At 60.5% G+C, this 15,318-nt stretch carries 16 protein-coding genes; 13 read left to right on the forward strand and 3 right to left on the reverse strand.

What is annotated here, in order from left to right:
- The 7 genes from nuoL to cobJ all read left to right on the forward strand — a co-directional run bounded on the left by nuoL (nucleotide 1) and on the right by cobJ (nucleotide 8,157).
- Nucleotides 1-1,833 carry an NADH-quinone oxidoreductase subunit L gene (gene nuoL, locus NF685_RS10900; RefSeq protein ID WP_252849662.1) on the forward strand — a complete coding sequence of 611 codons (1,833 nt, stop codon included), beginning with the start codon at nucleotides 1-3 and terminating at the stop codon, nucleotides 1,831-1,833.
- Nucleotides 1,833-3,332, forward strand: coding sequence for a complex I subunit 4 family protein (locus NF685_RS10905; RefSeq protein ID WP_318286348.1), 1,500 nt, complete (start codon nucleotides 1,833-1,835; stop codon nucleotides 3,330-3,332). Before nuoL ends, NF685_RS10905 begins: the two co-directional genes overlap by 1 nt.
- Entirely contained in the window at nucleotides 3,332-4,780 is a 1,449-nt protein-coding gene (locus NF685_RS10910; protein ID WP_252849608.1) for an NADH-quinone oxidoreductase subunit N, read from the forward strand. Before NF685_RS10905 ends, NF685_RS10910 begins: the two co-directional genes overlap by 1 nt.
- A 106-nt stretch (nucleotides 4,781-4,886) precedes the next feature.
- Nucleotides 4,887-5,990 (forward strand): precorrin-3B synthase, encoded by a 1,104-nt coding sequence (locus tag NF685_RS10915; protein WP_252849609.1) that lies wholly within the window; start codon nucleotides 4,887-4,889, stop codon nucleotides 5,988-5,990.
- Between the two features lie 54 nt (nucleotides 5,991-6,044).
- Entirely contained in the window at nucleotides 6,045-6,680 is a 636-nt protein-coding gene (locus NF685_RS10920; protein WP_252849610.1) for a precorrin-8X methylmutase, read from the forward strand.
- On the forward strand, nucleotides 6,677-7,399 hold the full coding sequence (locus NF685_RS10925; RefSeq protein WP_252849611.1) for a precorrin-2 C(20)-methyltransferase: 723 nt from the start codon (nucleotides 6,677-6,679) through the stop codon (nucleotides 7,397-7,399). Before NF685_RS10920 ends, NF685_RS10925 begins: the two co-directional genes overlap by 4 nt.
- Nucleotides 7,396-8,157: a precorrin-3B C(17)-methyltransferase gene (cobJ, locus tag NF685_RS10930; RefSeq protein WP_252849612.1), complete on the forward strand. Its 762-nt coding sequence runs from the start codon at nucleotides 7,396-7,398 to the stop codon at nucleotides 8,155-8,157. The genes NF685_RS10925 and cobJ overlap by 4 nt, the downstream gene beginning before the upstream one ends.
- On the opposite strand, the gene NF685_RS10935 is transcribed toward cobJ, so the two are convergent.
- The gene (locus tag NF685_RS10935; protein WP_252849613.1) at nucleotides 8,140-8,901 is read right to left on the reverse strand and encodes a cobalt-precorrin-6A reductase; all 762 of its coding nucleotides are present in this window, start codon (nucleotides 8,899-8,901) and stop codon (nucleotides 8,140-8,142) included. The genes cobJ and NF685_RS10935 overlap by 18 nt on opposite strands.
- A 3-nt stretch (nucleotides 8,902-8,904) precedes the next feature.
- On the opposite strand from NF685_RS10935, the gene cbiE reads away from it, so the two are divergent.
- From cbiE to cobM, 3 genes are read left to right on the forward strand one after another with little or no spacing between them, the layout of a single operon-like run.
- The gene (gene cbiE / locus NF685_RS10940) at nucleotides 8,905-10,146 is read left to right on the forward strand and encodes a precorrin-6y C5,15-methyltransferase (decarboxylating) subunit CbiE (RefSeq protein WP_252849614.1); all 1,242 of its coding nucleotides are present in this window, start codon (nucleotides 8,905-8,907) and stop codon (nucleotides 10,144-10,146) included.
- Complete coding sequence (locus NF685_RS10945; RefSeq protein WP_252849615.1) at nucleotides 10,143-10,598, forward strand: cobalamin biosynthesis protein; 456 nt, start codon at nucleotides 10,143-10,145, stop codon at nucleotides 10,596-10,598. The genes cbiE and NF685_RS10945 overlap by 4 nt, the downstream gene beginning before the upstream one ends.
- On the forward strand, nucleotides 10,595-11,392 hold the full coding sequence (gene cobM, locus NF685_RS10950; RefSeq protein WP_252849616.1) for a precorrin-4 C(11)-methyltransferase: 798 nt from the start codon (nucleotides 10,595-10,597) through the stop codon (nucleotides 11,390-11,392). The genes NF685_RS10945 and cobM overlap by 4 nt, the downstream gene beginning before the upstream one ends.
- Before the next feature lie 102 nt (nucleotides 11,393-11,494).
- Here the strand turns inward: cobM and NF685_RS10955 are convergent, their stop codons facing one another.
- Together NF685_RS10955 and NF685_RS10960 are read right to left on the reverse strand one after the other, a co-directional pair.
- A complete protein-coding gene (locus NF685_RS10955; protein ID WP_222548278.1) occupies nucleotides 11,495-11,878 on the reverse strand; it encodes a helix-turn-helix domain-containing protein in 384 nt (127 codons plus the stop codon).
- A gap of 77 nt (nucleotides 11,879-11,955) precedes the next feature.
- Nucleotides 11,956-12,882 carry a LysR family transcriptional regulator gene (locus tag NF685_RS10960; protein ID WP_252849617.1) on the reverse strand — a complete coding sequence of 309 codons (927 nt, stop codon included), beginning with the start codon at nucleotides 12,880-12,882 and terminating at the stop codon, nucleotides 11,956-11,958.
- Nucleotides 12,883-12,970: 88 nt separating this feature from the next.
- Here NF685_RS10960 and NF685_RS10965 point away from each other — a divergent pair, with 88 nt between their 5' ends.
- The 3 genes from NF685_RS10965 to NF685_RS10975 all read left to right on the forward strand — a co-directional run bounded on the left by NF685_RS10965 (nucleotide 12,971) and on the right by NF685_RS10975 (nucleotide 15,316).
- Nucleotides 12,971-13,672: a pirin family protein gene (locus NF685_RS10965; RefSeq protein ID WP_252849618.1), complete on the forward strand. Its 702-nt coding sequence runs from the start codon at nucleotides 12,971-12,973 to the stop codon at nucleotides 13,670-13,672.
- Between the two features lie 61 nt (nucleotides 13,673-13,733).
- Complete coding sequence (locus NF685_RS10970) at nucleotides 13,734-14,000, forward strand: metal-sensing transcriptional repressor (protein ID WP_222548275.1); 267 nt, start codon at nucleotides 13,734-13,736, stop codon at nucleotides 13,998-14,000.
- Nucleotides 14,001-14,014: 14 nt separating this feature from the next.
- Nucleotides 14,015-15,316, forward strand: a complete 1,302-nt coding sequence (locus NF685_RS10975) for an efflux RND transporter periplasmic adaptor subunit (protein WP_252849619.1) — start codon at nucleotides 14,015-14,017, stop codon at nucleotides 15,314-15,316.
- The last annotated feature ends 2 nt before the right edge of the window (nucleotides 15,317-15,318 follow it).

The following is a 15,318-nucleotide window of genomic DNA, read 5'->3' on the forward strand; positions in this document are numbered from 1 at the left end:
ATGCTGCTTCCGCTCGTCATTTTCTGCCCCCTTGCCGTCTCCATCATCCTGATGCTGACCGGGGGCAAGCTGCCTGCACGGGCCACCACGCTGCTTGTCGGCGCGGGTATGGGTCTTTGCGCGCTTTTTGCCGTCATTTCGGCTTCCAGCTTTCTGACGGGGCCTGACTCGCTCGGCTCCCTGCACGTCGTGCTGTGGAACTGGATGAATGTCGGTTCCTTCAACGCCCAGATTGCCCTGACGCTCGACCGGCTTTCGCTGGTCATGATGCTTGTCGTCTCCTGCGTCGGCTTCCTGATTCTCGTCTATGCCTGTGCCTACATGTATGACGATCCGGATATCGCCCGGTTCTTCACCTACATGACGCTCTTCGTCGCCTCCATGCTGCTGCTGGTTCTGGCGTCCGATCTGCTGGGTGTGTTCATCGGCTGGGAAGGCGTGGGTCTTTGCTCCTATCTTCTCATCGGGTTCTGGTATGGCGAGCAGGCCAATGCCATCGCTGCACGCAAGGCCTTCGTGGTCACGCGCGTGGGCGATGCGCTCTTCCTGCTGGGCATGCTGCTGATGGCGACCGCCATCGGCTCGCTCGATATTCCCACCCTTCTTGCCGTCGGTCCGCACGCGGCTCCGCGTACGCTGACGCTCGGCATGTTCCTGCTTCTCGGCGGTGCCATGGCCAAGTCGGCTCAGGTGCCGCTGCAGACATGGCTGCCTGACGCCATGGCCGGACCGACGCCTGTTTCGGCTCTTATCCATGCCGCGACCATGGTGACGGCCGGTGTCTATCTTCTGGCGCGTCTGCATGGCCTGTTCGTGCTGACGCCGCTTGCAATGTATGCCTGTGCGATCGTCGGTTTCGTTACCATCCTGCTCGCCGCGGGCAGTGCTCTGGTCCAGACCGACATCAAGCGCATCCTCGCCTATTCGACGATGAGCCAGCTCGGCTACATGTATCTGGCGCTGGGCTGCGGTGCTTGGCATGCGGCTATGTTCCATCTTGTTACCCACGCCTTCTTCAAGGCGCTGCTCTTCATGGCCGCAGGGTCGATCATCCTGCGCGTCCATCACGAGCAGGACATTTTCAAGATGGGCGGTCTGCGCAAGGATATGCCCTGGGTGTTCACGGCGTTCCTGATCGGCTCTGCCGCTCTTGCAGGACTGCCGCTGATCACGGCCGGGTATTTCTCGAAGGAACTCATTCTGGGCAGTGCCTATGATATGAGCCCCGTTCTCTGGGCCGGTGCGCTTTTCGGAGCATTCCTGACCTCCATCTATATCTTCCGCTGCGTGTTCATCGTGTTCTGGGGCGCTCACCGCACCCATGCTCACGGCAAGTCGGGCATCGCCATGGCATTGCCCATGGGTATCCTCTCGGTACTGGCCATCGCTGGCGGCTGGATGGAAATGCCCGACGCCATTGCGCACGTGCATATCTTCTCCAACCTCCTGGCACCGGTACTCGGTGCGATGCCTGAAGAGCACAACACCAGACTGCTCATCATCGGATCGCTCGTGCCGATCGCCGGTGTGACCCTTGCCTGGACGCTGTGGCGCCCGAAGGGCACTGCGCCGGTGGCAGCAGAAAGCCCCGCCATTTCGACGCTTCGCGCCGATTGGGGTTTCGACACGCTGTATGACTGGGTTTTCGTGCGGCCGTTCATGGTGCTTGGTCATCTGAACCGCCGTGATTTCATCGATCGTTTCTATGATCTGGTTGCAGCCCTGACCCAGGGCGGTGGATACGCTGTTGCGAAGCTGCAGAGCGGCCAGGTGCGTCGCTATGCCGGCTGGATCGCAGCAGGAACGGTTGCAGCTCTTTGTCTGGCGGTATGATGATGTTGGCACTTCCCGCTCTTGTTCTGATCCCCTTCATCGGGGGGCTCGCGGCCTGGCTTGTCGGGCTGCGCGGTGCCTCGCGTGCCGCCTGGGCTTCTTCTCTCATCACGCTCGTCCTGACGGTGATCCTGCTTGCGCAGGTCACGATCAGCACGCTTTCCTCAGGCGCAGGTACGGGGGGATGGCTGGGTCATTTCTCCATGGCCTGGGTGCCGATGCTGGGCATCAATGTCCGGTTCGACATCGACGGTCTGAGCCTGGTCATGCTCTGGCTCAATGCGCTGATCTCGCTGCCTTGCGCGCTGCTTAGCGCACGCAATGTGACCGACCGTGCCGGGCTGTTCCAGTTTCTGCTTCTGGCGACGGTGGCCGGGATCAACGGCGTCTTCATGGCGACCGACCTGTTCCTGTTCTTCTTCTTCTGGGAGCTGATGCTGCTGCCGCTGTTCGGGGTCATCCTGATCTGGGGCGATGCAGGCCGTCAGCGCGCTGCGCTGAAATTCTTCCTGTTCACGCAGGGCAGCGGTCTGCTGATGCTTCTGGCCATTCTCGGCCTCGTCATCGTCAATGCCCAGCGGACCGGTGTGATCACCTTCGATTACTTTGCCCTGTCGCAGACGGCGATGATCGCCCCGATCGCTCCCGTCCTGATGCTCGGTTTCTTCATCGCTTTTGCGGTCAAGCTGCCGATGGTGCCTTTCCATTCATGGCTGCCTGATACTTATGCCGCATCGCCTACCGCTGCGAGCATTCTGCTTTCGGGCGTACTGGCCAAGACGGGTGGTTACGGTCTGATCCGCTTTGTGGTGATGCTGTTCCCGCAGGCTTCGGCACATCTGGCACCGATCGCCATGACACTGGGTGTCGTCGGCATTCTCTACTGTGCCTGGCTGGCTGTGGCGCAGGACGATATCAAGCGCCTGATCGCCTATTCCTCCATCAGCCATCTCGGTTTCATCCTGCTGGGCGTGTTTTCGGGCACGCGCATCGGTATGGAAGGTGCGATCGTGCAGATGGTGGCTCATGGTCTGAGCACCGGCGCGCTCTTTGTGATTGCCGGTCTGCTCGAAGACCGTCTCGGCACACGAGACATGTCCAGAATGGGCGGTCTCTGGCCCGCCATGCCGCAGTTCTCGGCTCTTGCCATGTTCTTCGCGGCGGCTTCGCTGGGCTTGCCGGGGCTGGGCAACTTCATCGGTGAATTCTTGGTGCTCATGGGCACGTGGCAGGTCAGCCATGTCATGACGTTCTTTGCAGCCGCAGGCCTCGTATTGTCCTCGGTCTACTCGCTCACCATGATGCTGCGCGTTTTCTACGGTCCTAAAAAGACCGACGCGGCGGCACCGCTCGGTGCGCCTTCCATGCCGCATCTGGCCGTTCTCGGTGTGGCAGCCCTTCTTCTCCTCGCGCTTGGCGTCTATCCGCAGCCGGTTCTGAACCTTTCGGCACCGGCCAGCCCCCATGTCGTGAGCATCGCTCAGGAGCAGGCCCAGTAATGTCCTTCTCGTTCCTCCCCAATGCGGTGCTGGTGCTGTGCCTCGGAAGCCTGGTGCAGCTCGCAGCCATCTCCTGGCGGCGTCATGTCGCACGCGATGCGATCTTGTGCGTAATCGTCCTTCTGGCTTCCCTGGTCTCGATCATGATGCCGACGGCCCTGATCATGACGGGAGCCATGCCGCTTTTTGCGCCCGATACCTGGTCGTCTTTCTCGGGTGCGCTGATCATTCTCTCGGCACTCGCCATTGTCCTGATGTCGCGTCATGGCGCCATCAGCGCCGACCCGACCGTGAATAGCGAGTTTTTCCTTCTGCTCACGCTGGCAACGCTGGGTGCGGTCGCAATGACCGGCGCAGTTCATTTCGTGTCGTTCTTCCTCGGTCTGGAAACGCTCAGCCTTGCTCTTCTCGGCCTGATTGCGTTCCGTAACGAGCGTCTGGATGCCGGCGAAGCAGCGATGAAATATCTGCTGCTCTCCGGCGTGGCCTCGGCCACGATGGTGTTCGGTTTTGCCCTGATCTATGCGGAAACGGGCTCACTGCGTTTCGCTGCACCCGATCTGAGTCATGTGCCCGAACCCATGATCGGCACGATGGGTATGATTCTCATCCTGACAGGCATGTTCTTCAAGCTTTCAGCCGTGCCGTTCCATCTGTGGCTGGCCGATGTGCTTGAAGGTACGTCCATCCCGGTTGCGGCACTGGTGGCGGTCACATCCAAGATTGCCCTCTTCGCGGCCATGCTGCGCTATTTCTCTTCGGTCAATCTCTATGTGCCGAGCGCACAGGTGAACGAGATTCTGATCGTGGCGGTGCTCAGCATGCTGGGCGGTAACCTCATGGCCGTCGTGCAGACCGATCTGCGTCGCCTTCTGGCCGGGTCGTCCATTGCCCATGTCGGTTATCTTCTGGTGGCTTTCCTGTCGCCGGGTCCGTTCGGTGTGGCTTCTGCAGCCTTCTATATGGCGGCTTATGCCGTCTCGACACTGGGTGTGTTCGCCATCATGAACGGTGTGATGCCCCAGGGCACGGATATCCGTGAATGGCACGGTCTGTTCCGTCGCAAGCCGGCAGCGGCTCTGGCGATGTCGATCATGCTGATCTCTCTGGCAGGTATCCCGCCAGCAGTTGGCTTCTTTGCAAAGTTCTACGTCGCGGCAGCCGGCGTTTCGGCGCATCAGACATTGCTGCTGTTCGTGCTGATCCTGAGCAGCACGATCGGTCTGTTCTATTACCTGCGTCTGATCCTGATCATGCTGACGCCCGCGCCGTCCGATCGAGAAACCCGTGCAGAACTGACGGCTCCCACGCCGGTCAATGCCGCTCTGATCACGGTTCTGGCTTGCGCCACCATCCTGCTTGGCGTCTGCCCCAGCACGCTGGTCCAGCGCGCCCAGTCCCTGGTTGTTGCGCCGCCTCTGCCTGCGGCACCGATAAACCTGCCCTGACAGGGCAGGGCATAGGCCGTCATTTGCTTATCGAAAGCTGCATGTCCCCGGGGCATGCAGCTTTTTTTATGGGTGCCTGTCTTCAGGGCGGGCTATCACAGGACGCATGACACGCGTTCCGATACGAAAAGGCTGGTGCCCCGGCCTTTACGCCCCCATGCAGACCCATGATGGATGGCTTGTGCGTGTGACGCCCGATTTCGTGGGGCTTACCGCAGGTCAATTCCGGTTTCTCATCGATTATGCCATGCGTCACGGTAATGGCAGCATGACCCTCACCCTGCGTGGCAATCTCCAGCTGCGTGGGCTCGATGAGGCAAGTGCACGCGCTTTTGCGTCTCGGGCCGTTATGCATCGTCTCGGACTTGCCGATCCTGCGCAGGAGGCACGACGGCGTATTCTGTTCACCTCGCCCCTGGCCGGTCTCGACCCCGATTGCGCACCGGACACACTTGCTCTTGCACGCGATATCCAGTGCGTATTGCAAAACCTGCCCGCGTACTGGCGTGCACCTGAAAAATTCAGTCTGGCGATTGATGGTGGCGGCCTCGTTCCTGTTGGTGCCTTGCGCGCCGATCTGGCATTACGTTGTGAAAATGGTGAATGGCGCCTGTATGAGGGAGCGCACTGTCACGCGCCGTGCAGAGAGGATCTTATCCAGTCTGTCATGGCGGCGCTCTTGCGCATGACAGAAGCGGCCGGGACGGGACGGGCCCTGCATCGCGCCGCGCCTTTCACTGGGCATGTGCCGCCTCTTCTGGGAGCATTTCTCCCGGGCTGTTTCGGGGCGAGAGCGGTGCTCGGCACACTGGACGCGCGGCATTGTGAAATACTTGCTGATAGCGGCGCCACACTCCGGCTGACGCCATGGCGGGGTCTTGTGCTCGACCGGGTCATTGCAACGCCGGATCTGATTACAGACCCGGACGATTACCGTCTTGATGTTGTGGCCTGTCCGGGGCAGGCGCGCTGCGCGCAGGGACTGGCCTTTACCCAGCGCGATGCGCTGTCTCTCGCTCCCGATCTCGGGGGAAGGAAACTGCATGTCTCGGGCTGCGCCAAATCCTGTGCTTCGCACGATATGCACGATGTGACGCTGGTTGCCAGCGAACGAGGATACGATCTGATCTGGCAGGGTAAAGCCAGTGACACACCCATAGAGACTGGTCTTGGCGTCGAGGACGTGCGAAGGCGTCTGCGTCAGACGTGACAGGCTCGGATGTGACAGGCAAGGACAGGCACCGCCCATGATTGAGGGAAACCCATGACCCAGGGGAGCTACGATTACATCCATGACGGCGCGACGATCTATGCGCAGTCTTTCGCAACGATCCGGGCCGAGGCCGATCTGTCGGCCTATGCGCCAGATGAGGCACGCGTCGCCGTGCGCGTCATTCATGCCTGCGGCATGGTGGATATTACCCGTCACCTCGCTTTTGCGCCGGGCTTTGTAAAGGCCGCCCGCACTGCGTTTCTGGCAGGAAAACCGGTGTTGTGCGATTCGGAAATGGTTGCCCACGGTGTGACGCGCGCCCGTCTGCCTGCCGGTAATCAGGTCATATGTACGTTGCGCGACGAGCGCACGCCTCCGCTCGCGGCATTTTTGGGTAATACGCGCTCCGCCGCCGCAGTCGATCTGTGGGGAGACGATGTCGATGGCGCTGTCGTGGCCATAGGCAACGCCCCGACGGCGTTGTTCCGGCTGCTCGAACTTATAGAGCGCGGTGGCAAGCGCCCTGCCGCAATTATCGGCATGCCCGTCGGTTTTATCGGGGCAGCTGAGTCGAAAGAGGCACTCGCCGCCTTCAACGAAATTCCCTGGGCCATTGTGCGTGGCAGACAGGGGGGAAGCGCCATGGCTGCCGCCTGTGTGAACGCTCTGGCTAGCGAGAAAGAATGACAGGCATCTGCCAGATTCTCGGCATGGGGCCGGGCGATCCCGAATTGCTGACGCTCAAGGCCGTACGCCATCTGGCCGGAGCCGAGGTTGTGGCGTGGTTTGCTGCCTGCGGCAGGCCCGGCCATGCGCGTGTCATTGCGGGCGAATATGTGCCCGCAAACGCACGCGAGCTGCGCTTCGATTATCCTTTCACGACCTCAGTCTCTGTGGAGGATCCGCGCTATCTTACCGATATGGCGGCATTTTACGACGGCTGCGCCCAGACCCTGTCTGCCGAGCTGGCACAGGGGCGGCGCATTGCGCTGCTCTGCGAGGGCGATCCGTTCCTTTACGGTTCGGCCATGTATCTTTTCGACCGGCTCAGCCCACGTTTTCGCTGTGAGATCGTCCCCGGTATTACGGGAATGAGCGGTTGCTGGTCGGCCGCTCATCTGCCCATGGTGCATGGCGACGATATACTCAGTGTGCTGCCCGCCACACTCGACGAGGCGAGTCTTTCTGCCTGGCTCGAACGCGGCGATGCCCATGTCATCATGAAAATCGGGCGTAACTTTGCGAAAGTCCGTGCCGCCTTGCAGCGTAGCGGCCGCCATGAAAAGGCGGTTTATGTCGAGCGGGGCACGCAGAGCGGACAAGTCTGCCTGCCGCTCGATCAGGCACCGGAAAAAGCGCCCTATTTCTCGATGGTCCTCGTACCTGGGCGGACAAGAGCGCGATGAATCCGGTTCTGTATGTCGTCGGCCTCGGCCCCGGATCTCCGGGCCAGATTACCGATGAGGCACGCAATGCCCTGGCGGAAGCGACGGATATTCTCGGCTACGGGCTTTATGTCAGGCGTGCTCTCGCCTTGGGGGCATCGCCTTCGGCTGAGGCGCATGTGACCGATAATCGCGAGGAACTCGATCGTGCCCGCCATGCGCTGCAACTGGCCATGACAAATCAGGTTCCGGTGGTGGTATCTGGGGGCGATGCTGGTGTGTTCGGCATGGCGAGTGCCATTTTCGAAGCGGTGTCGCAGGGTCCCGAGGCGTGGCGCAGTATCGACATACGCGTAATTCCCGGTGTGAGTGCGGTACTGGCGGTGGCAGCCGCGCTCGGTGCGCCATTGGGTGGCGATTTCTGCGTGATATCGCTGTCGGACAATCTCAAACCCTGGGAAGTCGTCGCCAGACGGCTCGCCTTGGCCGCAGAGGCGGGATTTGTCATCGCACTCTATAATCCACGCTCCATGGCGCGCCCCGATCAGCTCGATGAGGGTCTTGCCGTATTGCGTGAGAAACTGCCGGGTGAAACGCCTGTCGTTTTCGCCCGTGCGATCGGTCGCCCGGATGCACAGGTGAGGCATGTCTCGCTGGCTGAAGCAAAGGGCGAGTATGCCGATATGAGCACGCTCGTGCTTGTCGGCTGTGCCTGCACGCGGATGATCGAGCGCGCAGAAAAAATGCCCTGGCTCTATACGCTAAGGCGCGTCCCCTGAGCCTTGCAGACGACGCCTGAAATCGCGCACCCAATTCAGGGCAGTCTCCAGCGTTTCACATTCCTCCGCAGGTGGCAGTACCGGGCGATCGACCATGATGACGTCGACCCCCAGTTGACGGGCCGCCTCCAGCTTTGGTGCCGTTGCAGATGCGCCGGCATTTTTTGTCACGAGACAATCGATGCGATGCTCGCGAAACAGGGATAATTCGTCCTCCAGTGTGAAAGGGCCACGTCCGAGCAGAAGACTCGCACCGCGAGGCAGAGGACCCGTCGGCGGATCGATACTGCGCAGGAGATAGTGATGCGGCGTATTTATGAACGGATCGAGATCCTTGCGTCCTGTCGTCAGGAAAACCCGTCGAGGCGCCGGTCCCAGAGCATGGGGAACCGCATCGATCGCGGGAACATGGCGCCACAGGCCCCCCGGGCCAGCACGCCATGGAGGACGCACGAGCCTGATGAGCGGTATGGCGAGGCGCTTCGTGGCCGCAACCGCATGATGGCTCATTTGCGCAGCGAAGGGATGGGTGGCGTCGATCACAAGATCGATGCCCGTCCGTTCGAGCCATGTCGCCAACCCCTCGATACCCCCAAAGCCGCCGGAGCGCGTCTTTGCCGGGACCGGCAGGGCCGACGCAGTGACCCCAGCCAGCGAAAACGTGATATGGTCGAGACCAAGAGACTCCAGCGCGCAGCAGAGTTGTCGCGCTTCGCTCGTGCCCCCCAAGATCAGGATATGCATCTTTTGTCCTCACTAACGTCCCTGACAGGCACCCAATGCTGGCTGACGGTCATCGGCCTGGGAGAAGACGGGTTTGAGGCGCTTTCTCGCGAGGCGCAACGGGCAATTGCCCAGGCAGAGGTGCTGGTCGGTGCCGCGCGACATCTGGCGCTGGTCGAAAATGCCGGGGCAGAATCTGCAATACGCGAGACCTGGCCGTCACCCTATACGCAGGCGATGGCCGTTCTGGAGAGGCATGAAGGACGAAGGGTTGTGGTTCTGGCCTCGGGCGATCCGTTCTGCTTCGGTATCGGCAAACAGATTATCGGCCATTTCGGCCTCGCGGCGATGCGGGTCGTACCCTCGCGCTCCTGCCTGACGCTGGCCTGCGCCCGACTGGGCTGGTCTGCGCAGGATATCCGTCTGGTGTCGCTCTGCGGACGTCCCATGAGCAGACTGGTGCCTCTCATCCAGCCCGGTGCGCGCCTCGTCATACTGTCTGCCGATGAGAAGACACCAGAGAGACTGGCAGAATGGCTATGCGCCCGAGGGTGCGGTGAGAGTGTCCTGCATCTGCTCGAGGCCCTCGATGGACCATACGAGAGGCAGCAATGTTTCCGGGCATGCGAAGGGCCGTCAGGCGACGTGGCGCGTCTCAACATGATCGGTGTCGAGGTGGTGGCTGGGCCGGATGCACAGATCGTGCCTCTTGCCTCGGGGCTGCCTGACAGTTTTTTCGACCATGACGGGCAGATTACCAAGCAGGAAGTCAGGGCGGTTACACTCAGTGCGCTCGCCCCCCGTCAGGGCGAGATATTATGGGATCTGGGGGCCGGGTCGGGATCTGTCGGGATCGAATGGATGCTACGCCATCCGACCAACAGGGCTTTTGCGTTCGAGCGCGATGCTCAGCGCTGCGCGCGTATTGCCCGCAATGCAGAGGCACTCGGTGTGGATCAGCTTCACGTGGAACAGGGCGATCTGCCGGTGGCTTTGCCCGCTCTTCCCGCGCCGGATGCCGTTTTCATCGGCGGCGGGGTCGGTTTGCCGGGAATGCTTGAAATGGGATGGTCGGCGCTCGCACCGGGCGGGCGTCTGGTGGCGAATGCCGTGACGATCGAGGGAGAAAAGCGGCTTTTCGAGGCTTTTCAAGCCTGGGGCGGTGCGCTATCGCGCATCGGCATAGAGCGTCTGGGATCGATAGGAGATTTGTTTGGGTTCAGGCCGGCCATGACAGTGACACAGTACAGGGCTGTCAAACCATGATCATGGGTGGATTGGGCTGCAGGCTCGAAGCTTCACCGGAAGCGATGATCGATGTCGTCAGTCGGGCGATCGACCAGTGGGGGCTGCCGCAGGGATTTGCAGTGCCGCCTTTTCGTCAGAACCATGCTGCCGTGCAGGCCGTGGCGCGTGTGTTTTCCCTGCCGGTAACCGTTGTCGATCTGCTGGCTCTGGCCTCTGCGCAGCCAAGATGTCTGACCCATTCCGAACGCGCGCGGGTTACGATGGGATTCGGTTCGATCGCCGAGGGCTGTGCCTTGGCCATACTCGGGCCGCAGAGTCAGCTTCTGGGCGCGCGTCTGGCGGGTGAGGGCGTGACCTGCGCTTTTGCCATGATCGGAAACGCACAACCCAACGGACAGGCAAGCGGGAACCCCAGTCAGAATTCCAGTGGCAGTTCCATTGGGCATTCCACCGGATATGCCGGGGTATGACGGTTCATTTCATCGGTGCAGGTCCCGGGGCGGCCGATCTCATGACTCTTCGCGGTCGTGATATTCTGGGGCGCGTGCCGCTCTGTCTCTATGCGGGATCGATTATCCCGCCAGAAATTCTCGGGTTTTGTGCCCCCCAGACGCGTCTTGTCGATACGGCCCCGCTTTGCCTCGATGAAATCGAAGCCCTTTTTGTCGAGGCCTATCGCAACGGGCAGGACGTCGCGCGTCTGCATTCCGGGGATTTGTCTCTTTACAGCGCGGTGGCCGAGCAGGTTGCGCGCCTTGAGCGTCATGGCATTCCCTACACATTGACGCCCGGCGTACCGGCCTATGCGGCGTCTGCTGCGCTTCTCGGGCGCGAGCTGACTGTGCCGGGCCTTGTCCAAAGCCTTGTCCTGACACGTATTTCGGGCCGTGCTTCTGCCATGCCTGCCGCAGAGCAACTTGAAGCGTTTGCCGCAACAGGGGCAACGCTTGCCATCCATCTCGCCATTCACAGACTGGACGATATCGTTACCCGTCTGACGCCTTTTTATGGCGACGATTGCCCTGTCGCCGTGGTGGCGCGCGCAAGCTGGCCCGATGAACGTGTCGTTCTTTCGACACTGTCCGGGATCGAGGCCCTTATGGCTGTCGCACCCGAAACACGCACAGCCCTCGTCCTTGTCGGCAGGGCGCTTGGCCCCGGTGCATTTCGTGAAAGCGCACTTTACGACCCGCATTACCAGCGGCGTTTTCGTCAGCGAGGCAGTGAGGCGGCTTCGTGGACAGAACACTCCACAATTTCCTGAACGAAGCGGACTGCTCTCAAGCCGTCGCTTCAGGACTGGGTGCGTGCGGCGCCTTCCGGCTCCCTTCTGTGCAGCGATCTGCTGCATGAAAGGGCTGTCGTATCAGGTGGCAGTTTTACGCATTGCCTCGCCTTTTTTGACCTGACGTTCCATCCATTTCTGTGCTGTGAGTTTCATGGCCGGGTCGAGAAGACGATAGAACCGCAGGAGGTCGTCTTCATCGGGGGTGAGAACAGCAGGAATATCTTTCTCGATCATCCCGGTCAGAAAGGCCTCGGTAGAAACGCCGAACAGATCTGCGAGCTTGGGAATGTACTTTCTTAAACTACCGACGCGTCCTGTTTCCCAAAAAGCAACAGCGGATCGAGAAACGCCGAGGGCGTCCGCAAGTTGTTGCTGACTAAGGCCCTGACTCTTGCGAAGCATAGCGATGCGTCGCGTCAGGGTGAAGCTTGGGGATATCTCTGACGTCTGGCCGCTGGACATGATTATACATTCTCTATTCTGGCGAAAGAATTGACATCATAGGGTAACATTTATCCGGTCTCCAGATCATCCTTATTTTAATGCGTGTTTAATCTTCTCCAAGGTGTGTTGCGTAGCGCCCTACCTATATGATCGAGAAAGGCTGAAACGCGCGCAGGATGAGAGCGACCTGGCGGTGTCAGCAGACAAAGGGCGGTATCCGGAAAAGACCAGTTCGGCAGGACGCGCTCAAGCAGGCCCTCTCCCAGTGCTTGCGCCACCATGAATTCCGGAAAAAGTCCTATGCCCAGTCCGGCATGCAGGGCTGGCAGGAAGGCCTCGGCATTATTGGCCCGGTAGCGGCTGCGCGGTGGCTCGACCTGAAGACTCTTCCCCTTGCGTGTCATTTTCCATGGGCCGGAACCGGAGAGGGTCTCATACATGAAACCGTCATGATGTTTCAGGTCCCGGGGATGGGTCGGGAGGCCTCTCAGCGCAAGATAGGTGGAAGAGGCGACCAGCAGAAGCGGAATCGAGCAAAGATGCAGTGCGCGTAGTGAAGAAGGCGCATGGGCGGCGATCCTGATCGCCACATCGAACCCGCCACCGATCAGATCGAGCTGCTCGTCTGTATAGGTCATGGCCAGTTCGATATCTTCGAAGCGTGACAGGAAAGCCGGGAGAAGGGGGGCGATATGGCTGAGCCCGAAGCCGATCGGGGCCGTGACGCGCAGTAACCCGTGCGGGTGGTGAGCGGCCCGACGCAATTCGGCTTCTGCGGCTTCGCCCTCGCCAAGCAGTTTCACCGCATGAGACAGGACGCGTTCGCCTGTTTCCGTCAGCGACAGACGGCGCGAGGTTCGGTTGAACAGGGCGGTGCCTGTCGCCTGTTCCAGCCGGGATACGGCCTTGGAAACCGTCGGACGCGACAGGCCGAGCACGCGTGCGGCTTCGCTGAAGGAGCCATGCTCGACAATGCGCGCGAAAATCGCAAGCGCCTCGAAATCAGGAAGTCTTTCTGTCAAGAAATGGCACCGATCCGTTTCTGTCATTTCTATATCTTGACGTATGCCGGACTGTCTATGGTCTTGGGCAGAACAGGAGGACCGTTTTATGATCGAGCTTCGTAAATTCTCTTCACTGGGTCATGCGGATCATGGCTGGCTCAGAGCCGCGCATCATTTTTCGTTTGCCGGATATCACGACCCTGCGCGCATGGGCTGGGGGGCGCTGCGCGTCTGGAATGACGATGAGATCGCGCCCGGGGGCGGGTTTCCATCACATCCGCACCGTGACATGGAAATCATTACCTATGTCCGACAGGGTGCAATAACCCACAGGGACTCGCTCGGTAACCAGGGACGTACCGAAGCAGGTCAGGTGCAGGTGATGTCAGCAGGAGCGGGTATCGTTCATAGCGAGGCCAATCTTGAGGATGTGACGACCACATTGTTCCAGATCTGGATTCATCCGGATCGGCGTGGTCATGCGCCTTCATGGGGAACGAGGCCTTTTCCGGTCGAGGCGCGCGCCAATCGTCTCGTCACGCTGGCATCCGGCGTTGAGGGCGATGACGAGGCTCTCGGTATCAATGCGACCGCGCGCGTCAGGGCTGCGACAGTGACAGCGGGCGAAAGTCTGACATGGTCGCTCCCGACGGGCTGGCTGGGCTATGTCGTGCTGGCTTCGGGTCTTATCCGTGTCGATGATGTCACGCTTGAGGAACGCGATGGCGCAGCGATTACGGATATGAAAGAGGTGACGATACGGGCCGAGAGGGATTCCGAGATCGTCATTGTCGAAACGCCTGCCTGACAGGATTGCAGAAACGACTTCATGCTTTCCTGCACCCTCCCCCCTAGGGTATAGGGGGCATATGAGTCCGCCCAATCACAAGAAGATCGCCCTGCGCCTTAAACAGGCTCACGGGCATCTGGCAACCATACTCGAGATGATCGAGGCCAATCGTAGCTGCGCCGATCTGGCGCAGCAGATCCAGGCTGTCGAAAACACGCTGCGCAACGCCAAGCGCACCCTGATTCAGGATCATGTCGAGCATTGCATTGTCGAGGCGCTGGCCGATGGAGGAGACAGCCGCGACGAAACGATGCGCGAATTCGCGCGTCTCGTCCGGTATCTTTGAAGGGGCCGGGTTCGATGGCATGTTTCACGGCCCTGCGATGCCATGCTGCGCTGGCACTGTCTTTACTGGCACTGTCTTTAGTGGCGCTGCTTCCTGCTTTGGGGGTGTCGGTCAGTTCGCGCAGCGAAGCGGCCGAAGCCTGGCGTCACGAGCTGGAGCTCTCGCAGGATGCGCAGAACAACGAGCATATGTCTTTCGTCACGATAGGCAGGGGCATTGTGTACGACCAGATCCTTGCGATGGCCCGCGTGGATGCCGATACCAGTCGCATTATCGACATCCACTCAGCCGGATCGGGCAAGGTGACCGCCGTGCATGTGACCCCCGGTCAGCATGTGCGACAGGGTCAGTCGCTCATATCCTATACCGATCACTCCCTGCATGAACTGGCGCTCCAGCGCGAACAGGTCGAGGCGGCTCTTGCTTCAGCACGTGCTGCAGAAACGGAGGCGCGCCTGTTCTATGATCGTGGTGTCGTTCTGGTCGGCAGCGCCGTTTCGCGCGGTGAACTCCAGCGCCGACTTATGGTGCTGGAACAGCAGCGCGATGCGGTAAAGGCGCGTGAGGCCGATCTCGCCACCCTGAACCACCGTCAGACCGAGGAATTCACCTCCGTGACCGAGCGGATCGTTCAGGACGAGGCCTCGGATCTCATCAGCCCGGTCGATGCGGTCGTGCAGGCCATAAGAACCTCAGTCGCTGCCGATATCACCGCTGGCGATAATTTGGTTACGGTGGTCGATCTCTCGCGCCTGTGGCTCATAGCCGATCTGTCGCCTGAAGATGCATCGCAGCTTTCGGTCGGCGGATGGGTTGCGTTTCATCCCTCAGGCCAGACTGAAATGCAGCCGGACACCCGGACCGACAAGCAGCTTTCGAACCCGGCCGGGCCAGAGACAGTCACAGCCAGAATAGATACGATTGCCGGTCTGGCCGATCCGTCGACCGGGCTGGTGCGTGTGGTCTCGGTCATCGATCACCCATCCTCCAGGCTCAGGCCCGGCATGATGCTCGATGCAGCGTTCAGAACGGGCGAAGGGGTGGAAGGGCTTGTCGTGCCACTCGCAGCTCTTCAGCAGATCGAGGGTGAGGATATTGTTTTTCTGCGCCGCGATGCGACCCATTTCGTGCCGGTACCGGTCAGGATCCTGAGACATGACGAGGCGCAGGCTGTCATTCAGGGTGCGCAAAGCCAGGATATGCAAGGCCAGGATACGCTGAGCAAGGAAAAGCTCGTTCAGGGCCAGCAGATTGCCGGTGCAGGGAGCTTCGCGCTCAAATCCATGGCGCTTCTTTCTTCCATGGCGTCGGACTGAGA

The organism is Asaia lannensis NBRC 102526, assembly GCF_024054035.1.
GTDB classification, from domain to species: domain Bacteria; phylum Pseudomonadota; class Alphaproteobacteria; order Acetobacterales; family Acetobacteraceae; genus Asaia; species Asaia lannensis.

What these genes read in the sequence shown, in the direction of transcription:
- NF685_RS10915 (WP_252849609.1), top strand. Translation starts at nt 4,887, where the DNA reads ATGACACGCGTTCCGATACGAAAAGGCTGGTGCCCCGGCCTTTACGCC.
- NF685_RS10970 (WP_222548275.1), top strand. Translation starts at nt 13,734, where the DNA reads ATGAGTCCGCCCAATCACAAGAAGATCGCCCTGCGCCTTAAACAGGCT.
- NF685_RS10975 (WP_252849619.1), top strand. Translation starts at nt 14,015, where the DNA reads ATGGCATGTTTCACGGCCCTGCGATGCCATGCTGCGCTGGCACTGTCT.
- NF685_RS10910 (WP_252849608.1), top strand. Translation starts at nt 3,332, where the DNA reads ATGTCCTTCTCGTTCCTCCCCAATGCGGTGCTGGTGCTGTGCCTCGGA.
- NF685_RS10945 (WP_252849615.1), top strand. Translation starts at nt 10,143, where the DNA reads ATGATCATGGGTGGATTGGGCTGCAGGCTCGAAGCTTCACCGGAAGCG.
- NF685_RS10935 (WP_252849613.1), bottom strand. Translation starts at nt 8,901, where the DNA reads ATGCATATCCTGATCTTGGGGGGCACGAGCGAAGCGCGACAACTCTGC.
- NF685_RS10905 (WP_318286348.1), top strand. Translation starts at nt 1,833, where the DNA reads ATGATGTTGGCACTTCCCGCTCTTGTTCTGATCCCCTTCATCGGGGGG.
- NF685_RS10955 (WP_222548278.1), bottom strand. Translation starts at nt 11,878, where the DNA reads ATGTCCAGCGGCCAGACGTCAGAGATATCCCCAAGCTTCACCCTGACG.
- cobM (WP_252849616.1), top strand. Translation starts at nt 10,595, where the DNA reads ATGACGGTTCATTTCATCGGTGCAGGTCCCGGGGCGGCCGATCTCATG.
- NF685_RS10925 (WP_252849611.1), top strand. Translation starts at nt 6,677, where the DNA reads ATGACAGGCATCTGCCAGATTCTCGGCATGGGGCCGGGCGATCCCGAA.
- NF685_RS10965 (WP_252849618.1), top strand. Translation starts at nt 12,971, where the DNA reads ATGATCGAGCTTCGTAAATTCTCTTCACTGGGTCATGCGGATCATGGC.
- NF685_RS10920 (WP_252849610.1), top strand. Translation starts at nt 6,045, where the DNA reads ATGACCCAGGGGAGCTACGATTACATCCATGACGGCGCGACGATCTAT.
- nuoL (WP_252849662.1), top strand. Translation starts at nt 1, where the DNA reads ATGCTGCTTCCGCTCGTCATTTTCTGCCCCCTTGCCGTCTCCATCATC.
- cobJ (WP_252849612.1), top strand. Translation starts at nt 7,396, where the DNA reads ATGAATCCGGTTCTGTATGTCGTCGGCCTCGGCCCCGGATCTCCGGGC.